Genomic DNA, 16731 nt, shown 5'->3' with positions numbered 1-16731 from the left:
CCTCAGCCAACAATGCGCCAGATCAAAAAAGCAGCGACCTGTCGGAGGACATCATGCTCGCCGAAACGAAATTTGCCGCGGAGCCGCTGGCCAGGCCGGCGCTGGGCGAGCCCTATCTGTTGACCCCCGGGCCGCTCACCACGGCCTATTCGGTCAAGCAGGCGATGCTGCGCGACTGGGGATCGTGGGACGGCGACTTCCGCGCCATGACATCAGACATGCGCCGCCGCCTGCTGGCGCTGACCGGTGACACCAATGGCGAGTTCGACTGCGTGCCGATGCAAGGCTCAGGCTCGTTCTGCGTCGAGGCGATGCTGGGGTCGTTCGTGCCCAGGGATGGCAAGGTTCTGGTGCTGGCCAATGGTGCCTACGGCCTTCGCGCCGCACAGACCATGCAGTATCTCGGCCGCGCCTATACGCTGATCGACAAGGGCGATTACCTGCCGCCGCGCGGCGACGAGGTGGCGGCAGCGCTCGAAGCCGACCACGCCATCACCCACGTCATCGCCATTCATTGCGAGACCAGCTCCGGCATTTTGAACCCGGTCGCCGAGATCGCCGAGGCCGTCCATGCCAAGGGCCGCAAGCTGCTGGTCGATTCCATGAGCGCGTTCGGCGCCGTCGCGCTCGACGTCAACGAGATCCGCTATGAGGCGATGGTCTCGTCGGCCAATAAATGCATCGAGGGCGTGCCCGGCTTCGGCTTCATCATCGCCCGCAAGAGCGAACTCGAGGCAGCCAAGGGGCGCAGCCATTCCCTGTCGCTCGACGTCCACGCGCAGTGGGCGCACATGAACAAGACCGGCCAGTGGCGCTACACGCCGCCGACGCATGTCGTCGCCGCTTTCCTGGAGGCGCTGCGCCAGCATGAGGCTGAAGGCGGCGTCGCCGGCCGTGGTGCCCGCTACACCAGGAACCGCGACGTCATGGTGTCGGGCATGCGCGAACTCGGCTTTGAGACATTGCTCAAGGACCGCTGGCTGTCGCCGATCATCGTCACCTTCTTCAACCCGGCCCACGCCAACTTCGCCTTCGATCGCTTCTACGAACTGATGAAGGACAAGGGCTTCATCATCTACCCCGGCAAGCTAACGGTCGTGGACTCCTTCCGTGTCGGCTGCATCGGCCAAATGGACGAACATGTCATGCGTCGCGTCGTCGAGGCGGCGGCGCAATCGCTTGATGAAATGGGCGTCGACACCGCCGCTCCACCCGCCGCGGCAATCGCCGAGCGCGCTAAACTCGCCGCCTGAAGCGGCCGATTTCGAGGATTTTTGATGAACCAGATGTCTCCCATCAACGTCGCGGTCAACGGCCGCACCTACGCCTGGCCGCGCGTGCCGGCGATCGCCATCTGCCTCGACGGCTGCGAGCCGGCCTATCTCGATGAAGCGGTCAAGGCCGGGCTGATGCCGGCCCTGGTCAGGATCAAGGAGAAGGGCACGGTGCGTTTCGCACACTCGGTCATTCCGAGCTTTACCAATCCCAACAATTTGTCGATCGCCACCGGTCGCCCGCCCTCGGTGCACGGTATTTGCGGCAACTATCTCTACGAGCGCGAGACCGGCAAGGAAGTGATGATGAACGCCCCGCGCTTCCTGCGCGCGCCGACCATTTTTCAGGCCTTCTATGATGCGGGCGCCAAGGTTGCCGTTGTGACCGCCAAAGACAAACTGCGTGCGCTGCTCGGCAAGGGTCTGTCTTTCGACGAAGGGCGCGCGCTGTGCTTTTCGGCGGAGAAGTCCGATACAACCACGGTTGGCGAGCACGGCATCGACAATGCCTCGAAGCATTTCGGCCTGCCTGTGCCAGAAGTCTATTCGGCCGAACTGTCGGAATTCGTCTTCGCCGCCGGCGTCCAGTTGCTGCGGGAATTCCGCCCCGACATCATGTACCTGACGACGACGGACTACGTGCAGCACAAATACGCACCGGGCGTGCCGCAGGCCAACGCCTTCTACGAGATGTTCGACAAGTACCTGACCGAACTTGATGCGCTGGGCGCCGCGATCGTTGTCACCGCCGACCATGGCATGAAGCCCAAGCACAAGGCCGGCGGTGCGCCCGACGTCGTCTACGTCCAGGACCTGCTTGACGAATGGCTGGGCAAGGATGCCGCCCGCGTCATCCTGCCGATCACCGACCCCTATGTCGTGCACCATGGCGCGCTGGGCTCTTTCGCCACCGCCTATTTGCCTGATGGCGCGGACCAGGCGGGCATCATGGCGCGGCTGGCCAAGGTTGACGGCATCATGCTGGTCGTCGATAGCCGGACGGCCTGCGAGCGCTTCGAACTGCCGGCTGACCGCATCGGCGACATCGTGCTGGTCTCGACCGAGAACAAGACGATCGGCACATCGGAACATCGCCATGATCTGGCGGCGCTGAACGAGCCGCTGCGCTCGCATGGCGGACTGACCGAGCAGGAAGTGCCGTTCATCGTCAACCGCGTGCTGCCGGATTTGCCTGATGAGCCGGCGCTGAGGAACTTCGACGCCTTCTACTACGCCACGCTTGCCGCGGCGCTCGCGTGACGGATGGGTCGGGTGCCGGTAGGTGTCGCCTCCATGATGGCGCTGGTCGACCCCCACTCCGTCGAGCTTCGCTCGACACCTCTCCCCCGATCGACGGGGGAGAGGAAATCAGGCGAGGTCGGCGCCACCACGCTTTTAGGCTAAGCCGCCGCTAGCCCTGGCGGCCTTCCTCTCCCCCGTCGATCGGGGGGAGAGGTGGCCCGAAGGGCCGGAGTGGGGGTCGACCCCTCGCCGCGACGTACCCAAGAATCTGCTGGAGCAGAGCACATGACCCAACTTGACCCCGCCATCAAAGTTCGCCACGAGCCGATGCGCATTGCCGGCAAGAAGGTCGATGCCGGTGGTGTTGTCGAGGTGCGTTACCCCTGGAACGACACCGTCATCGGCACCGTCCCCGCCGGCCGCGCCGAACACGCCCGCCAGGCGTTCGAGATCGCTGCAGGCTACAAGTCGAAGCTGACGCGCTACGAGCGCCAGCAGATTCTGTTCCGCACGGCGGAAGCACTGGCGTTGCGCCGGGAAGAAATATCCGATCTGATCACGCTCGAGCTCGGTATCTCCAAGGCCGACTCGCTCTACGAAGTCGGCCGCGCCTATGATGTGTTCACGCTGTCGGCGCAGATGTGCATCCAGGACGATGGCCAGATCTTCTCCTGCGACCTCACCCCGCACGGCAAGGCGCGCAAGATCTTCACCACGCGCGAGCCGCTGAAGGCTATCTCGGCGATCACGCCATTCAACCATCCGCTCAACATGGTCTCGCACAAGGTGGCGCCGGCCATCGCCACCAACAATTGCGTGGTGGTGAAGCCGACCGAACTGACGCCGATGACGGCGTTGGTGCTGGCCGACATTCTTTATGAAGCCGGCCTGCCGCCGGAAATGCTTTCGGTGGTGACCGGCTGGCCGGTCGACATCGGCAACGAGATGATCACCAACGAGAATATCGACTTGATCACCTTCACCGGCGGCGTGCCGGTCGGCAAGATGATCGCCCGCACCGCCGGTTACAGGCGCCAGGTGCTGGAACTCGGCGGCAACGATCCGCTGATCATCCTCAACGATCTCTCCGATGACGATCTGGCCAAGGCCGCCGATCTCGCGGTCGCCGGTGCGACCAAAAACTCCGGCCAGCGCTGCACGGCGGTCAAGCGCATCCTCGTCCAGGAAAGCGTCGCCGACCGCTTCGTGCCGCTGGTGCTGGAGCGGGCCAAGAAGATCCGCTTCGGCGATCCGATGGACCGCTCGACCGATCTCGGCACCGTCGTGCATGAGAAGGCGGCGGCATTGTTCGAAGCGCGCGTCCACATGGCGGCCGAGCAGGGGGCAGAGATCCTCTACAACCCGGGTCGTCAGGGTGCGCTGCTGCCGCCAATCGTCGTCGACCGCGTGCCGCACACATCCGAACTGGTGAAGGAAGAAACGTTCGGGCCGATCATCCCGATCGTGCGCGCGCCGGATGACGATGAAGCACTGATCGCGTTGTCCAACTCGACCGCCTTCGGCCTGTCGTCGGGCGTCTGCACCAATTCGTTTCCCCGCATGCAGAAATACATCGCCGGCCTGCAGGTCGGCACGGTGAACATCTGGGAAGTGCCGGGCTACCGCATCGAGATGTCGCCCTTCGGCGGCATCAAGGACAGCGGCAATGGCTACAAGGAAGGCGTCATCGAGGCGATGAAGAGCTACACCAATGTGAAGACATTTTCGCTGCCTTGGTCCTGACCGGATCACATAAGCTGGCGGAACAAACCGAGGGAGCATCCCACGCTCCCTCATTCGCATTTCGGAGACAATGATGGCCGCGATACCAGAGCTTGTGCATACCGAAGGCGATTCCAACACGACGGCGGCGCGCGGCCGCTGGGATACCGGCCAGAACGATCCCCGCATTCGCGGCCTGCTCGATCGCGATGCCGCCGCGTTCATGCACCAGAGCCTGTCCAGCCCCTGTCTTTCGACGATCGCTAGGGCGGAAGGCATCTGGATCGAGGACACCGCCGGCCGCCGCTTCATGGATTTCCACGGCAACAGCGTGCATCACCTCGGCTACGGCCACCCGAGATTGGTGGCGGCGATCAAGAAGCAGCTCGACGACCTCTGCTTCGCGCCGCGCCGTTTCACCTGCGAGCCCGCCGTCGAATTGGCCGAGAAGCTGGCCGCGCTGGCTCCCGGCGATCTCGGCAAGGTGCTGTTCACCACCGGTGGCTCCGATGCCATCGAGGTCGCGCTGAAGATCGCGCGCGCCGCCACCGGCCGTTTCAAGACGGTGTCGTTCTGGGATGCTTTCCATGGCGCCGGCTTCGGCGCTGCCAGCGTCGGCGGCGAGGCGACGTTCCGCTCGCATATCGCAGGCCCGATGATGACCGGCACCGAGCATGTCGCGTCCTGGGATGGCTATCGTTGCCCCTATGGCCACGACACGCTGGAAGCGTCCGGGCTCGCTTGCGCCAACATGATCGCCTACGTTCTCGGCCGCGAGCAGGACGTGGCGGCTGTCGTTGCCGAGCCGATGCGCGCGACGCCCAATCCACCTCCGCCTGGCTTCTGGAAGCGCGTGCGCGAGGCCTGCGATAGGCACGGCACGCTGCTGATCTTCGACGAGATCCCGACCGGCCTCGGCAAGACCGGAAAAGTTTTCGCCCATGAGCATGACGGCGTAACGCCCGACATTCTTGTCCTCGGCAAATCACTCGGCGGCGGCATCCTGCCGATCGCCGCCGTCATCGCCCGCCGCGATCTCGACGTCACCGGCGGCTTTGCCATCGGTCACTACACCCACGAAAAGAACCCCGTGACAACGCGTGCGGCGCTGACGACCATCGACATCATCCTGGAGGAGGGGCTGGTCGAGCGTTCGGCTGAGCTTGGCGGCCATATGCTTGCACGTATGCAGGACCTGATGGCGCGCTCGCCCCATGTCGGTGACGTCAGGGGCAGGGGGCTGATGGTCGGCGTCGAACTCGTTGAGGACCGTGCTTCGCGACAGCCGGCGCGGGACCTCGCCGAACGTGTCTTCTACACCTGCCTGGAACAAGGCCTGAGCTTCAAGGTGAGCCACGGCAATGTGCTGACGCTCTCGCCGCCGTTGGTTATCTCCAAAACTGATCTCGACCGCGCGCTCGACATCGTCGAGACCGCGGTTCTGGCGGCCTGACCATGAAGGTCGTCCGCACAGACCGCGAACTCGAATGTCCTGAAATTGATACCGGCCTACGGGCGAGGGGCGTCGACCTGGTGACGCTGCCGGATGGCATTCCCGAAGCCGATCTCGCCAACGCGGTCGCCGACGCGGATCTTCTGCTCATGTGCTACACGCCCATCACCGCGCGGGTGATCGACGCCGCTCCCAGGCTGAAGGGTATCGTCAAATACGGCGTCGGCATCGATGCCATCGATATTCCCGCAGCGATGCGGCGCGGCATTCCCGTGGTCAACGTGCCCGACTATGCCGAGGAAACCGTTGCCGAAGGTGCCTTCGCGCTGATGATTGCGCTCGCCAAGCGGCTGCCGGGGATCACCCAGGCAATGACGCGAGACGGCTGGATTTGGCCCGAACAGCGCTGGCTGGGACGCGATATATCAGGCGCCACGCTTGGGCTGGTCGGCTGCGGCAAGATTGGCCGCAGCATGGCGCGCATGGCCGGCCAGGGGTTTCGCGCACGCGTCGTTGGTTTTGATCCCGGTGTCGATGCCGCGACGATGCGCGCCGCCGGCATCGAGAAGGCCGACGACCTGCACGCCATGTTGCGTGCCTGTGATTTCGTTTCGTTGCATTGCGTGCTGAATGACCAGACACGCGGCCTGATCGGCAAGCATGAGCTCGCCTGCCTGAAACCTTCGGCCATCATCGTCAATGTCTCGCGCGGTGCGCTGATCGATGAGGCGGCGCTCGTCGAGACGATCGTTGCCGGTCGCATCGGTGGTGCCGGGCTCGACGTCTATTCGGTCGAGCCGCTGGCGAGGTCAGGCCATCCGATGAGCGCATTGTTCGGTCGCGACAATGTGATCCTGTTTCCGCATCTTACCTTCTTCACCTACGAGGCGATGCGCCGGCTGGAAGACGACACGCTCGCGCGCTGTTTCGAAATTCTCGAAGGCCGGCCAGTGACCATCCGCTCGCATGATCCGCGATTGCGGGCGCAGACCGCAGGCATTGTGTTCGGCCGATAACCTGTATTTTCAAACGGATAGCCGCCATCGGCGCAGCATATTTGTATTCACGACATCGATGCGACAGTTCCATGACAAATATCAGAGAAAGTTTGGCTATCATAAAATAAATAGATTTTACTTATCGATGCCCAATCCCCAGAGTTGTCACAACGAAGACATCCAACCGGCTCAACGTCCGCCAGAGACCCAAAGGCCGGTTGGTCCTAGTGCATCGCAGAATGTGCCTTCAATCAAAGGGGAACTGGTTATGAAATCAAGGAACGCAACCATGGTCGCGGCCTTCGCCGCATTGCTCGCATCGGCGGCTCTCATTGGGCCGGCACTCGCCGACGGCGTCGTCACCGTCTACTCCGCCGATGGGCTGCATGACGGCAATGGCAGCTGGTACGAGACCGAATTCGCAGCCTTCACCAAGGCCACCGGCATCACCGTTCAGTATATCGAGGCAGGCTCGGGCGGCGTCGTCGAGCGCGTCGCCAAGGAAAAGTCGAACCCGCAGGCCGACGTGCTGGTGACCTTGCCGCCCTTCATCCAGCGCGCCGCCGCGGACGGTCTGCTGCAGGATTACAAACCCGAAGCCGCATCCCAGATCGACGGCGGCACCGACAAGTACCGGCCGCTGGTCAACAACTACATGAATTTCATCTACAACAGCGCCGTGCTGTCGGAAGCGCCGAAGAGCTATAACGATCTGCTCGATCCGAAGTTCAAGGGCAAGATCCAGTACTCGACCCCCGGCCAGGCTGGCGACGGCACGGCCGTCATGCTGCAGATCATCCATGCCTTTGGCGGCGAGGATGCCGGCTTCGAGTTCATGAAGAAGCTGCAGGACAACAATGTCGGCCCGTCCGCCTCGACCGGCAAGCTGACCGCGCTGGTCAACAAGGGCGAGCTGCATGTGGCCAATGGCGACCTGCAGATGAACATGTCGCAGATGGCAGACAATCCCAACATCAAGGTGTTTTGGCCCGCTGGCCCCGATGGCACCCGCTCCACCTTTGCGCTGCCCTATGAAATCGGCCTGGTCACCGGTGCGCCAAATAGCGACAACGGCAAGAAGCTGATCGACTTCCTGCTGTCCAAGGAGGCACAGTCGACTGTAAGTTCCGTTGCCCTCGGCATGCCGGCCCGCAAGGACGTGACGCCGTCCGACGCCAATTTCGCCAAGCTGCAGGAGGCGATGAAAGGCCTGACCATCTGGTCGCCGAACTGGGACGAGGCGCTGAGCAAGCTTCCCGACTACGTCAAGAAGTGGAACGAAGCGACCGGAAGTTGATCCGCACGGGAAGCAATCCGGAGAACAATGCCATGTCGGCCGCCGCCTTCACGGGCCCTAGTGTCACGGACATCGACGCCGCGAAGGTTCGCGGCGCCGGCTCGAACGTCCACTTCGACAAGGTCGTTGTCGCCTATGGCGCCCATGTCGTCCTGCATCCGCTGACCCTCGACATCGCGCCTGGCGAAATCCTGGCGATGATAGGCCCGTCCGGCTCCGGCAAGACGACAGCTCTGCGTGCCGTTGCCGGCTTCGTGCGGCCGGCAAGCGGCCGCATCCGCATCGGCGCCACCGATGTCACCGATCTGCCGCCCTATGAGCGTGGGCTCGGCATGGTGGTGCAGAACTACGCGCTGTTCCCGCATATGCGGGTCGAGGACAACGTCGCCTTTGGCCTCAGGGCACAAGGCGCCGACAAGGCGCTGATCGGCGAACGGGTGAAAGATGCGCTCGCCACCGTCGGCATGGCGACGTTTGCCCGGCGTTATCCGCGCGAGCTTTCGGGCGGCCAGCAGCAGCGCGTCGCGATTGCGCGCGCTCTTGCCGTGCGGCCCCGCGTGCTGCTGCTCGACGAGCCGCTTTCGGCGCTCGACGCGCAGATCCGCCGCAACATGGTCGAGGAGATCGCCCGTCTGCACCGCAGCCTGCCGGGCCTGACCATCCTCTACGTCACCCACGACCAGACCGAGGCGCTGACGCTTGCCGACAAGATCGCCATCATGCGCGACGGCAGGGTCTGTTCGCATGGGCCGACGACCGAACTCTATCGCCGTCCGCCAAACCGCTTCACCGCCGAGTTTCTCGGCCGCGCCAACCTTCTGCCGGTGACGGTTGCCGAGGCTGCCGGCCCGAAGGGCTTCGCCACGGCCAGGCATGGCGATGCCGTGCTCACCGGTGCCGGTCGCGGCGAGAAGGTTGGCGACAAGAGCCTGCTTTGCATCAGGCCGCAGCATCTGAGCCTGACGGCCGACAGCGAGCACACCAACCGCATTGTCGGCACGCTCAGGGAAGTGCACTGGCAGGGTGAACTCACGCATCTGGTGCTCGATGTCGACGGCACGCCGGTGCGCGTCTCGGCAACGAAACTGCCGATGGCCTTGCCGGAACCCGGCACAGAGGTGCCGCTGTTCTTTGCGCCGGCCGATACGTCGCTTCTCCCGGAAGACGCCGGTGTCTGAAGCGCTCGCCATTGGTATGCCGACGGCCAGAAAGCGAGAGCCGGGCCGGCTGTGGATCGTGCCGCCGGCGGCCCTGCTGGCACTGCTGTTCTTCTACCCGCTGGCGTTGATTGTACGCCAGGCCTTCCTCGACGACAGCGGCGTCGCCAATGTCGCCGAGATCGTCCGCGTCCTGCATTCGCGCTTCTTCCTCAACGCGCTGGTCAACACGGTGACGATCTCGGTCACGGCGACGGCCGGATGCCTGGTCGTCGGCCTGGTGCTGGCGCTGATCCTTGCCTTCGTGCCGTTTCCAGGCAGCGGCTTCATCGCCAGGCTGATCGACACTTTCATCGCCCTGCCGACCTTCCTGGTGACGCTGGCCTTCACCTTCCTTTATGGCTCCGCCGGCATGCTCAACTCCGGGCTGATGGAAGCCTTCTCGCTGCCGCTGCCGCCGGTCGACTTCCTCTATTCGACATGGGGCGTCGTTCTGGCCGAGGTCACGGTCTACACGCCCTTCATCCTGCGGCCGCTGCTTGCCGCCTTTTCGCTGGTCGATCGCGGCCAGATCGAAGCGGCAAGCGTGCTTGGCGCGCGACCGTTCCGCATTGTCCGCCAGGTCATTCTGCCGGCGGCGGTACCCGCGCTCATCGCCGGCGGCAGCCTCTGCCTGCTCCTCACCGTCAACGAATTCGGCATCGTCCTGTTCATCGGCGCCAAGGGCGTCATCACGCTGCCGCTGCTGATCTATGGCAAGGCGATCCAGGAATCGGCCTACCAGGTCGCCTGCATCATCGCCGTGGTCAACATAGCCCTGTCGCTCGGCCTGTTCGGCCTCTACCGCTTCGCCGCCGGCCGGTTGGGAGTCTAGCGATGCTGGTCTGGTCGCGTTCCGGTCGCTTCGTCATCTGGGTGATCTTCGCGCTGATCTTCGGCGTGCTGTTCCTGGCGCCGCTGGCGGTGATCCTGCTGTCCAGCCTCGCCGACCAGTGGAACGGCGTGCTGCCCAATGGCTTGACCACGGAGCACTACACCGATGTCGCGCGCGGCGCGGCCTGGAACGCGGTCAAGGCCAGCCTCGTCACCGGCTTCCTGGCCAGCGCGCTGGCGCTGGTCAGCGGCACCTGGGCAGCACTTGCGCTGCGCATCCAGGGCGCCACGCTGGCGAGGGCACTCGGCCTGCTGTTCTTCATCCCGAGCGCTGTGCCTTCGGTGTCGGTCGGCCTTGGCCTGCTGGTTGCGTTCAGCCATCCCCCGCTGTTGCTCAACGGCACGATCGCAATCGTCATGATCGCGCATTTCGTGCTGATCTCGGCTTTCACCTTCGGCAATGTCTCGGCCGGGCTTGCGCGGCTGTCGCCCGACTTCGAGCAGGTCGCGTCGAGCCTTGGCGCACGCCCTGCCTATCGGCTCCGGCATGTCACGCTGCCCTTGCTCGCACCCTATCTGGTCGCGGCCTTCGGGCTGAGCTTCGCGCTGTCCATGGGCGAGCTTGGCGCGACCGTGATGGTCTATCCGCCGGGTTGGGTGACGCTGCCGGTGTCGATTTTCTCACTGACCGATCGCGGCGACATCTTTGCCGGGGCGGCGCTCACCATGATCCTGGTGGCGGCAACGCTGGTCCTGCTGCTCGGTCTGGAGCGCATCACCAAGCGCGCTACCGGCGCATAGCGGACATTGCCTCAGGCCGGCTGGCGTTCGACGATGTAGATGTGGTCGGCCGCCAGCACCACCTCGCCGCGCTGGTTGATCACTTCGCAGCGCTCGATCACGCGTCCGGAACCCGGTCGCTTGGGGTCGTCCTCCTTGGCCGCGATGGTGGTGCGTGTGCGGATCGTGTCGCCGATGAACACGGGCTTGATGAAGCGCAGCCGGTCGTAGCCATAGGAAAAAGCGACGGGATTGATGACCGTTGCCGTCAGCCCGATGCCGACCGAGAACACCAGCGTGCCATGCGCGATGCGCTGGCCGAACGGCGTTGTCTTCATGAACTCGGCGTCCACGTGGTGCGGGAAGAAATCGCCGGTGTGACCGGCATGGACGATGAAGTCGGTCTCGGTAATCGTGCGGCCGCTGGTCAGCCGCGTCGAGCCGATCTCGTACTCCTCGAAATACTGGATCTGTTCCATCAGGGCCTTTCCGCGATCGGCGTCGCCGGCGCCGCGCTCGAACGATAGGCGGCTTCCACCAGCGCCATTGTGTTCCATGCATCCTCGACCGAACTGATCAGTTCGGCGTCTTCGCCGGATGCAAAGCGTTGGACATTTGCCATGCGCCCGACAAAGGCGTCGGGAAACCACTCGCCGGCCAAGGGCACCGCGATCCAGTCCGATCCGCCCTTCGGATAGATTTCCAGAATGTCCGGCTCGCCCCGGGGATAATCGAGATTGAGACCGAGCTTGAGATAGGCGGCACCCTCGGTGCCGCAGACGCGAAATTCGCAGGCCTGATGCCGGCGCCCGAACCTGTGGTCGTGGTTGATCGACAGGGCGCAGCGCACGGTGTCGCCATAGTCGAGAATGGCGCTGGTGCGCGTCTGCGCCACGGAATGATTGGGATGGCCGAGCGTCTTGGCATGCACACCCTTGGGGTCACCGAGCAACTGCCGGATCAGGTCGAGATAGTGGATCGAGTGCATGGCGATCTCGACGCGCGGCGCCTTGAGCAGGAATTCCCACAACTGCCAAGGCGTCGCCAGCGCCAGCCAGGCATCGAAGTCGACGACTTCGCCGAGCCAGCCCTTGGCGATGGCGTCCTTCAGCGCCAGCATCATCGGCGCGAAGCGGAGCTGGAAATTCACAGCCGCCTTGAGCTTCTTGGCGCGGCAGATTTCGAGGATTTCGCTTGCCTCCCCGAGGTAATTGCCCATCGGCTTCTGGATCAGGGCGACCGCACCGCCGGGCAGCGCCTTCAGGATATCGGCGTGCCGCCCCGGTGGGGTTGCCAGATCGAAGATCGCGTCCTTAACTCCAGCGGCTTCTTGCACCGAACGGAACGCCGTCACGTCCCATTTATCGGCCAGGGCCTGCGCCTTGGCCTGGTCCGGATCGTAAAGACCGGCGATCGGAAACCCCGCTTTTCGGTAGGCCGGGAAATGCGCGTCGCCGACAATCGACCCTGCACCGAAAGTGACGATCGGTCGGGGTTGTGAGGGTTTGGCCCAGGCCTGGACGAGTGAGGCAGGGTCGAAACCGGCCTCAGTCATGGTGGAAGACCTCGTCCATCGAAGCCCACCATTCACCCTCCTTGCGGGTCGCAAGCGGCTCCTGGCAAGGTATGCAGACGGCCCACCATTCCTGCGTCCTCGGATCGGCCGCCATCTTGGCCATGTCGGCCTCGTAGTCGGTGCCGTGGTATTCGAAGGTGCTGAACAGCAGGTTCTCCGGCCGCTTCAGGTAAATGGAATAGTTCTTGATGTTGCATGCCGAAATCATGGTCAGCACGTCCGGCCAGACGGCGGCATGGAGGCGAACATAGTCCTCGACCTTCTCCGGCTTCAGCCCAAGCACAAATCCCATCCGCTGCATATCAGCTCCTTATCTCGTGATCGCCGTGGTGAATTCGGCGATGCTCATGGCCTTGACCGCGTCCCAGTCCCAATCGATGCCGATACCGGGCTCGTCGGGCGCCAGCGCATGCCCATCCTCGATGCGCATGTGCTTGCCGGTCAACTGGTCGAGTTGCGGAATGTACTCGACATACCTGCCGTTCTGAACAGCGCAGGTCAGGCTGACATGCAATTCCATCAGGAAATGCGGGCAGACCGGAATGTCGAAGGCCTCCGCCGCATGGGCGATCTTGAGCCAGGGCGTGATGCCGCCAATGCGGCCGACATCGACCTGCACGATCGAGCAGGCGCCTTTCTGCATGTATTCGCGGAAGTGCCTGACGGAATAGAGCGACTCGCCGATGGCGATCGGCGTCGGCGTCGAATTCGACAGCCTGATATGCCCGTCTATGTCGTCGGCCGGCAGCGGCTCCTCGATCCAGGCGAGATCGAGTTCTCGAAGCCTCGCCGCACGCCGGATCGCCTCGTCGACGGAGAAACCCTGATTGGCGTCGGTCATGATCTCGTAGCCGTCGCCCACCGCCTTGCGCACCGCCAACAGCCGCGCGAGATCCTCGGAGCCATTCGGCCTGCCGATCTTCACTTTCGAGCCGCGAAACCCCTTGGCCTTGGCGGCCACCGCATCGTCGACCAGCGCCTGCGTCTCGATGTGCAGCCAGCCGCCTTCTGTCGTGTAAAGCGGGCAGCGGTCCTTGGCGCCGCCAGCGAGCTTCCATAGCGGCAGGCCCTGTTTCTTCGCCCTGAGGTCCCAGAGCGCTGTGTCGATCGCCGCGATGGCGATTGCCGTGATGGCGCCGATCGTGGTGGCGTGGGTGGCGAATTCGAGATCGTGCCAGATCGCTTCGATCATATCAGGATCGCGGCCGATCAGGCGCGGCGCCAGGTGATCGGACAGGAGCCGCATCACCGACGAGCCGCCGGTGCCGATCGTGTAGCTGTAGCCGGTTCCGACCGCGCCATCGGAATCGGTGATGGTGACGATTGGCGTCTCTTGGCTGACGAAGCTCTGGATCGCGTCGGTGCGCTTGACCTTGGGCACAAGGTCGACCATCCGCAATTCTATCTTTTCGATCTTGGCCATGTCGGTCAGCTCCGCAATGTCTTTCCGGTCTCAGCGGCAAACAGATGCGCCTGCGACAGGTCGAGGCTCATGGCGACGCGCTCGCCTGGCTTCAGCAGCCTGGGGTTCAGCATGCGAGACACCCAGTCACCGCCGTTGAACTCGACGAACACCAACGTCTCGTTGCCGAGCGGTTCGGTGACGGTGATCGGCAGTTCGATCTGATGCACGTCGGCCGCGCCGCCGGAGCTGATACCATGGCCGGTCGGATAGATGTCGTCTGGCCGCAACCCGAACACGACCTTGTCGCCGCCAGCGACATTGGCCTTGAACTGACCGGGCAGGGGCAGCTTGGCGCCGCTGGCGAAAACCAGCTGGCCGTCGTCGACCCTCGCTTCGTGCAGGTTCATCGGCGGCGAGCCGATGAAGCCGGCAACGAAGCGCGTGGCTGGCCGGCGGAACACTTCATCTGGGGTGCCAACCTGTTCGATATGTCCGTCGCGCATGATGACGATACGGTCGGCAAGCGTCATCGCCTCGACCTGGTCGTGGGTGACGTAGATCACCGTTGATTGCACCTTGGCGTGCAGCTTCTTGATCTCGGTGCGCATCTGCGTTCTGAGCTTGGCATCGAGATTGGAAAGCGGCTCGTCGAACAGGAAGACGTCGGGGTCGCGCACGATGGCGCGACCCATGGCGACGCGCTGGCGCTGGCCGCCGGACAGTTGCGACGGTCGACGGTCGAGCAAAGCATCGAGCCCCAGGATAGCCGAGGCCTCGGCGACGCGGCGATCCATGTCGTCCTTGGCGGCGCCGGCGATCTTCAAGGAGAAGCCGAGGTTTTCGCGCACCGTCATGTGAGGGTAGAGCGCATAGGACTGGAACACCATCGAGATGTTGCGCGAACGCGGCGGCAAATCGTTGACGACGCGCCCGCCAATCTCGATCGAACCGGCGCTGATCTCTTCCAGCCCGGCGATCATGCGCAGCGTCGTCGACTTGCCGCAGCCGGAAGGACCGACCAGCGCGATGAATTCGCGGTCGGTGATGTCGAGGTCGATGCCATGCACGATCTCGATATTGCCGTAGCGCTTGGTCAGCTTTTTGAGGGAAACCGTTGCCATGAGATCAGCCTTTCACCGCGCCGGAGGTCAGGCCGCCGACAAGGTGCTTCTGGACGATGAAAGTGAGGGTGAGCGCCGGAATGATCATCACCACGGCGAGCGCGCACATGCCGCGCCAGTCGATGGTGAACTCGGCCGTGTAGTCGAGCAGGCCGACCGGCAGCGTCTTGGCGCTGACCGAGCGGGTCAGTTGGGAGGCCAGCGCGAACTCGTTCCAGCAGGTCAGGAAGGCGAAGATCGCGGCTGATGCGATGCCTGGTCCGGCGAGCGGGAACTCGACCTGCCAAAAGGCCTGCCAGCGCGTGCAGCCGTCGATTTGTGCGGCTTCGGCGAGATCCTTCGGCACCTGGCGGAAGAAGCCGTCGATCAGCCAGATGGTGAAAGGCACGTTGAGCGCGACATAGGCGAGGATCAGCCCGAAATGCGTGTCGATGATACCGAGCCGCACATAGAGGAAGAACAGCGGCAGCGACAGCGCGATACCGGGCACCGTGCGTGTCAGCATCAGGCCGAGGAAGGCGCTCGATTTACCGCGAAAGCGATAGCGCGCGAAGGCATAGCCGCCCGCCATGCCGATGGCGACCGCGATCACCGTCGAAGTCACCGATATGATCAGCGAGTTGCGGAAATATTCGATGACAGGGATGCCGCCCTTGCCGATGCCTGAGAACATCGCGACATAGGCGTCGAACGAAATATCCTGCGGGATCCACACCGGCGGCTTGGCCATGATCTCGACCGTCGGCCGCAGCGACGACAGCACGATCCACAGGCCCGGCAGGCAGATGGTCAGCATCGCCAGGAACAGGCCGATGCGATAGACGATATCAAGCAGCCTGCGCTTAAGGCGGGCGGAAGAATTCTCGTCCATCTTCACCACTCCGCGCCGATTTGCGTGCGCGCCGCGGCGAGCTTGTTGAAGAAATAGACGGTGAAGGCGATCGACAGCAGGATCGAGAAATAGGCCATGGCGTTGGCCATGCCCATGCGCCCGTCGCTGTAGGCGGTGCGTGCGACCAGAGTCCACAAAAGCTCCGTGCGGCCGGCCGGACCGCCATCGGTCATGATCTTGACGATGTCATAGGCACGCGCCACGTCGAGCGAGCGGATGGTCATGGCGATGTACGCGAAGGGCATGACGAACGGCCAGGTCACATAACGGAAGGTCTGCCACGGCGTGCAGCCATCGACGCGCGCCGCCTCGATCGGCTCTTTGGGCATGGCGAGCAGCCCGGCGAGGATCAGGATGGCGAAGATCGCCGTCGACGACCAGATCTCGGCAACCGAGATGGCGATGAAGGCGAGGTGACCCTCGATCAGCCACGGGATGGCGTCCCTGGTGATGCCAAGCGACTGCAGCGCATTGTTCACCAGGCCGATATTGTCGTTGAACATGAACTTGAACTGGAAGCCGACGAGGATCGGCGAGAACATCATCGGAAACATCATCAGCGTGCGCAGGATGCGCTGGCCGCGCGTCGCCTTCTCAACCAGCATGGCGAGACCAAGGCCAAGCAGCATTTCAAGATTGAGCGCGATCGTCAGCAACAGAACGGTACGGCCGAATGCCCACCAGAAATCGGTGTTGGCCAGGATCGACAGGTAATTCCTGAGGCCGATGAAGACGAAGAACGTCTCGGGCTTGGTCAGGCGGAACGGCGTGAAGCTTGAATAGAGCGACAGAAGCAGCGGCACCACGACGACGACCGCCAGAACGACGATGGCCGGAAGCAGCAACAGGAACGGCGCGGGTGGCTTGAGGCCCTTCATCGGGCTCCTCTGGTGTCTGGCATTCAGATTTTGGCCCGAGGCCCGATATGATGAAACGGACAA

General features: G+C 63.6%; 16 protein-coding genes. 9 read left to right on the top strand and 7 right to left on the bottom strand.

Features of this window, described 5'->3' with window-relative positions:
• Window positions 1-53 precede the first annotated feature (53 nt).
• The 9 genes from MESAU_RS26290 (at window position 54) to MESAU_RS26250 (ending at window position 10817) form a co-directional block, all read left to right on the top strand.
• Entirely contained in the window at window positions 54-1253 is a 1200-nt protein-coding gene (locus MESAU_RS26290; protein WP_015319068.1) for a 2-aminoethylphosphonate--pyruvate transaminase, read from the top strand.
• A 24-nt stretch (window positions 1254-1277) separates the two neighbouring features.
• The gene (phnA, locus tag MESAU_RS26285; protein WP_015319067.1) at window positions 1278-2534 is read left to right on the top strand and encodes a phosphonoacetate hydrolase; all 1257 of its coding nucleotides are present in this window, start codon (window positions 1278-1280) and stop codon (window positions 2532-2534) included.
• A gap of 267 nt (window positions 2535-2801) precedes the next feature.
• Entirely contained in the window at window positions 2802-4259 is a 1458-nt protein-coding gene (phnY, locus tag MESAU_RS26280) for a phosphonoacetaldehyde dehydrogenase (protein WP_015319066.1), read from the top strand.
• A 73-nt stretch (window positions 4260-4332) separates the two neighbouring features.
• Complete coding sequence (pbfA, locus tag MESAU_RS26275) at window positions 4333-5691, top strand: (R)-1-hydroxy-2-aminoethylphosphonate ammonia-lyase (protein ID WP_015319065.1); 1359 nt, start codon at window positions 4333-4335, stop codon at window positions 5689-5691.
• Window positions 5692-5693: 2 nt separating this feature from the next.
• Complete coding sequence (locus tag MESAU_RS26270) at window positions 5694-6707, top strand: 2-hydroxyacid dehydrogenase (protein ID WP_015319064.1); 1014 nt, start codon at window positions 5694-5696, stop codon at window positions 6705-6707.
• A gap of 250 nt (window positions 6708-6957) precedes the next feature.
• Entirely contained in the window at window positions 6958-7986 is a 1029-nt protein-coding gene (locus tag MESAU_RS26265; RefSeq protein ID WP_083883114.1) for a 2-aminoethylphosphonate ABC transporter substrate-binding protein, read from the top strand.
• A 32-nt stretch (window positions 7987-8018) separates the two neighbouring features.
• A complete protein-coding gene (locus tag MESAU_RS26260; RefSeq protein WP_015319062.1) occupies window positions 8019-9164 on the top strand; it encodes an ABC transporter ATP-binding protein in 1146 nt (381 codons plus the stop codon).
• Window positions 9157-10017 carry a 2-aminoethylphosphonate ABC transporter permease subunit gene (locus MESAU_RS26255; RefSeq protein ID WP_015319061.1) on the top strand — a complete coding sequence of 287 codons (861 nt, stop codon included), beginning with the start codon at window positions 9157-9159 and terminating at the stop codon, window positions 10015-10017. Before MESAU_RS26260 ends, MESAU_RS26255 begins: the two co-directional genes overlap by 8 nt.
• Window positions 10018-10019: 2 nt before the next feature.
• Entirely contained in the window at window positions 10020-10817 is a 798-nt protein-coding gene (locus tag MESAU_RS26250) for an ABC transporter permease subunit (protein ID WP_015319060.1), read from the top strand.
• Between the two features lie 11 nt (window positions 10818-10828).
• Here the strand turns inward: MESAU_RS26250 and MESAU_RS26245 are convergent, their stop codons facing one another.
• From MESAU_RS26245 to MESAU_RS26215, 7 genes are read right to left on the bottom strand one after another with little or no spacing between them, the layout of a single operon-like run.
• Window positions 10829-11278 carry a MaoC/PaaZ C-terminal domain-containing protein gene (locus MESAU_RS26245; protein ID WP_041163905.1) on the bottom strand — a complete coding sequence of 150 codons (450 nt, stop codon included), beginning with the start codon at window positions 11276-11278 and terminating at the stop codon, window positions 10829-10831.
• Window positions 11275-12351 (bottom strand): Gfo/Idh/MocA family protein, encoded by a 1077-nt coding sequence (locus MESAU_RS26240; RefSeq protein WP_015319058.1) that lies wholly within the window; start codon window positions 12349-12351, stop codon window positions 11275-11277. The genes MESAU_RS26245 and MESAU_RS26240 overlap by 4 nt, the downstream gene beginning before the upstream one ends.
• Window positions 12344-12673 carry an L-rhamnose mutarotase gene (locus MESAU_RS26235; protein WP_015319057.1) on the bottom strand — a complete coding sequence of 110 codons (330 nt, stop codon included), beginning with the start codon at window positions 12671-12673 and terminating at the stop codon, window positions 12344-12346. Before MESAU_RS26235 ends, MESAU_RS26240 begins: the two co-directional genes overlap by 8 nt.
• Before the next feature lie 9 nt (window positions 12674-12682).
• Window positions 12683-13795 carry a mandelate racemase/muconate lactonizing enzyme family protein gene (locus MESAU_RS26230; protein WP_015319056.1) on the bottom strand — a complete coding sequence of 371 codons (1113 nt, stop codon included), beginning with the start codon at window positions 13793-13795 and terminating at the stop codon, window positions 12683-12685.
• Between the two features lie 5 nt (window positions 13796-13800).
• Window positions 13801-14898 carry an ABC transporter ATP-binding protein gene (locus MESAU_RS26225; protein ID WP_015319055.1) on the bottom strand — a complete coding sequence of 366 codons (1098 nt, stop codon included), beginning with the start codon at window positions 14896-14898 and terminating at the stop codon, window positions 13801-13803.
• A 4-nt stretch (window positions 14899-14902) separates the two neighbouring features.
• A complete protein-coding gene (locus MESAU_RS26220; protein WP_015319054.1) occupies window positions 14903-15769 on the bottom strand; it encodes a carbohydrate ABC transporter permease in 867 nt (288 codons plus the stop codon).
• 2 nt (window positions 15770-15771) lie between these two features.
• Window positions 15772-16668: a carbohydrate ABC transporter permease gene (locus tag MESAU_RS26215; protein ID WP_015319053.1), complete on the bottom strand. Its 897-nt coding sequence runs from the start codon at window positions 16666-16668 to the stop codon at window positions 15772-15774.
• Window positions 16669-16731: the final 63 nt, after the last annotated feature.

It is taken from the genome of Mesorhizobium australicum WSM2073, from assembly GCF_000230995.2.
In the GTDB taxonomy this organism is placed as follows: Bacteria; Pseudomonadota; Alphaproteobacteria; order Rhizobiales; family Rhizobiaceae; genus Mesorhizobium; species Mesorhizobium australicum.
The sequence above is the reverse complement of the archived record's forward strand: the minus strand, read 5'-3'. Positions and strand labels throughout refer to the sequence as shown.

Bases quoted from the DNA above. Each gene is read 5' to 3' on its own strand.
- phnY (WP_015319066.1), top strand. From the start codon at position 2,802: ATGACCCAACTTGACCCCGCCATCAAAGTTCGCCACGAGCCGATGCGC.
- MESAU_RS26215 (WP_015319053.1), bottom strand. From the start codon at position 16,668: ATGAAGGGCCTCAAGCCACCCGCGCCGTTCCTGTTGCTGCTTCCGGCC.
- MESAU_RS26240 (WP_015319058.1), bottom strand. From the start codon at position 12,351: ATGACTGAGGCCGGTTTCGACCCTGCCTCACTCGTCCAGGCCTGGGCC.
- MESAU_RS26220 (WP_015319054.1), bottom strand. From the start codon at position 15,769: ATGGACGAGAATTCTTCCGCCCGCCTTAAGCGCAGGCTGCTTGATATC.
- MESAU_RS26290 (WP_015319068.1), top strand. From the start codon at position 54: ATGCTCGCCGAAACGAAATTTGCCGCGGAGCCGCTGGCCAGGCCGGCG.
- MESAU_RS26270 (WP_015319064.1), top strand. From the start codon at position 5,694: ATGAAGGTCGTCCGCACAGACCGCGAACTCGAATGTCCTGAAATTGAT.
- MESAU_RS26235 (WP_015319057.1), bottom strand. From the start codon at position 12,673: ATGCAGCGGATGGGATTTGTGCTTGGGCTGAAGCCGGAGAAGGTCGAG.
- pbfA (WP_015319065.1), top strand. From the start codon at position 4,333: ATGGCCGCGATACCAGAGCTTGTGCATACCGAAGGCGATTCCAACACG.
- MESAU_RS26265 (WP_083883114.1), top strand. From the start codon at position 6,958: ATGAAATCAAGGAACGCAACCATGGTCGCGGCCTTCGCCGCATTGCTC.
- MESAU_RS26225 (WP_015319055.1), bottom strand. From the start codon at position 14,898: ATGGCAACGGTTTCCCTCAAAAAGCTGACCAAGCGCTACGGCAATATC.
- phnA (WP_015319067.1), top strand. From the start codon at position 1,278: ATGAACCAGATGTCTCCCATCAACGTCGCGGTCAACGGCCGCACCTAC.
- MESAU_RS26260 (WP_015319062.1), top strand. From the start codon at position 8,019: ATGTCGGCCGCCGCCTTCACGGGCCCTAGTGTCACGGACATCGACGCC.
- MESAU_RS26230 (WP_015319056.1), bottom strand. From the start codon at position 13,795: ATGGCCAAGATCGAAAAGATAGAATTGCGGATGGTCGACCTTGTGCCC.
- MESAU_RS26250 (WP_015319060.1), top strand. From the start codon at position 10,020: ATGCTGGTCTGGTCGCGTTCCGGTCGCTTCGTCATCTGGGTGATCTTC.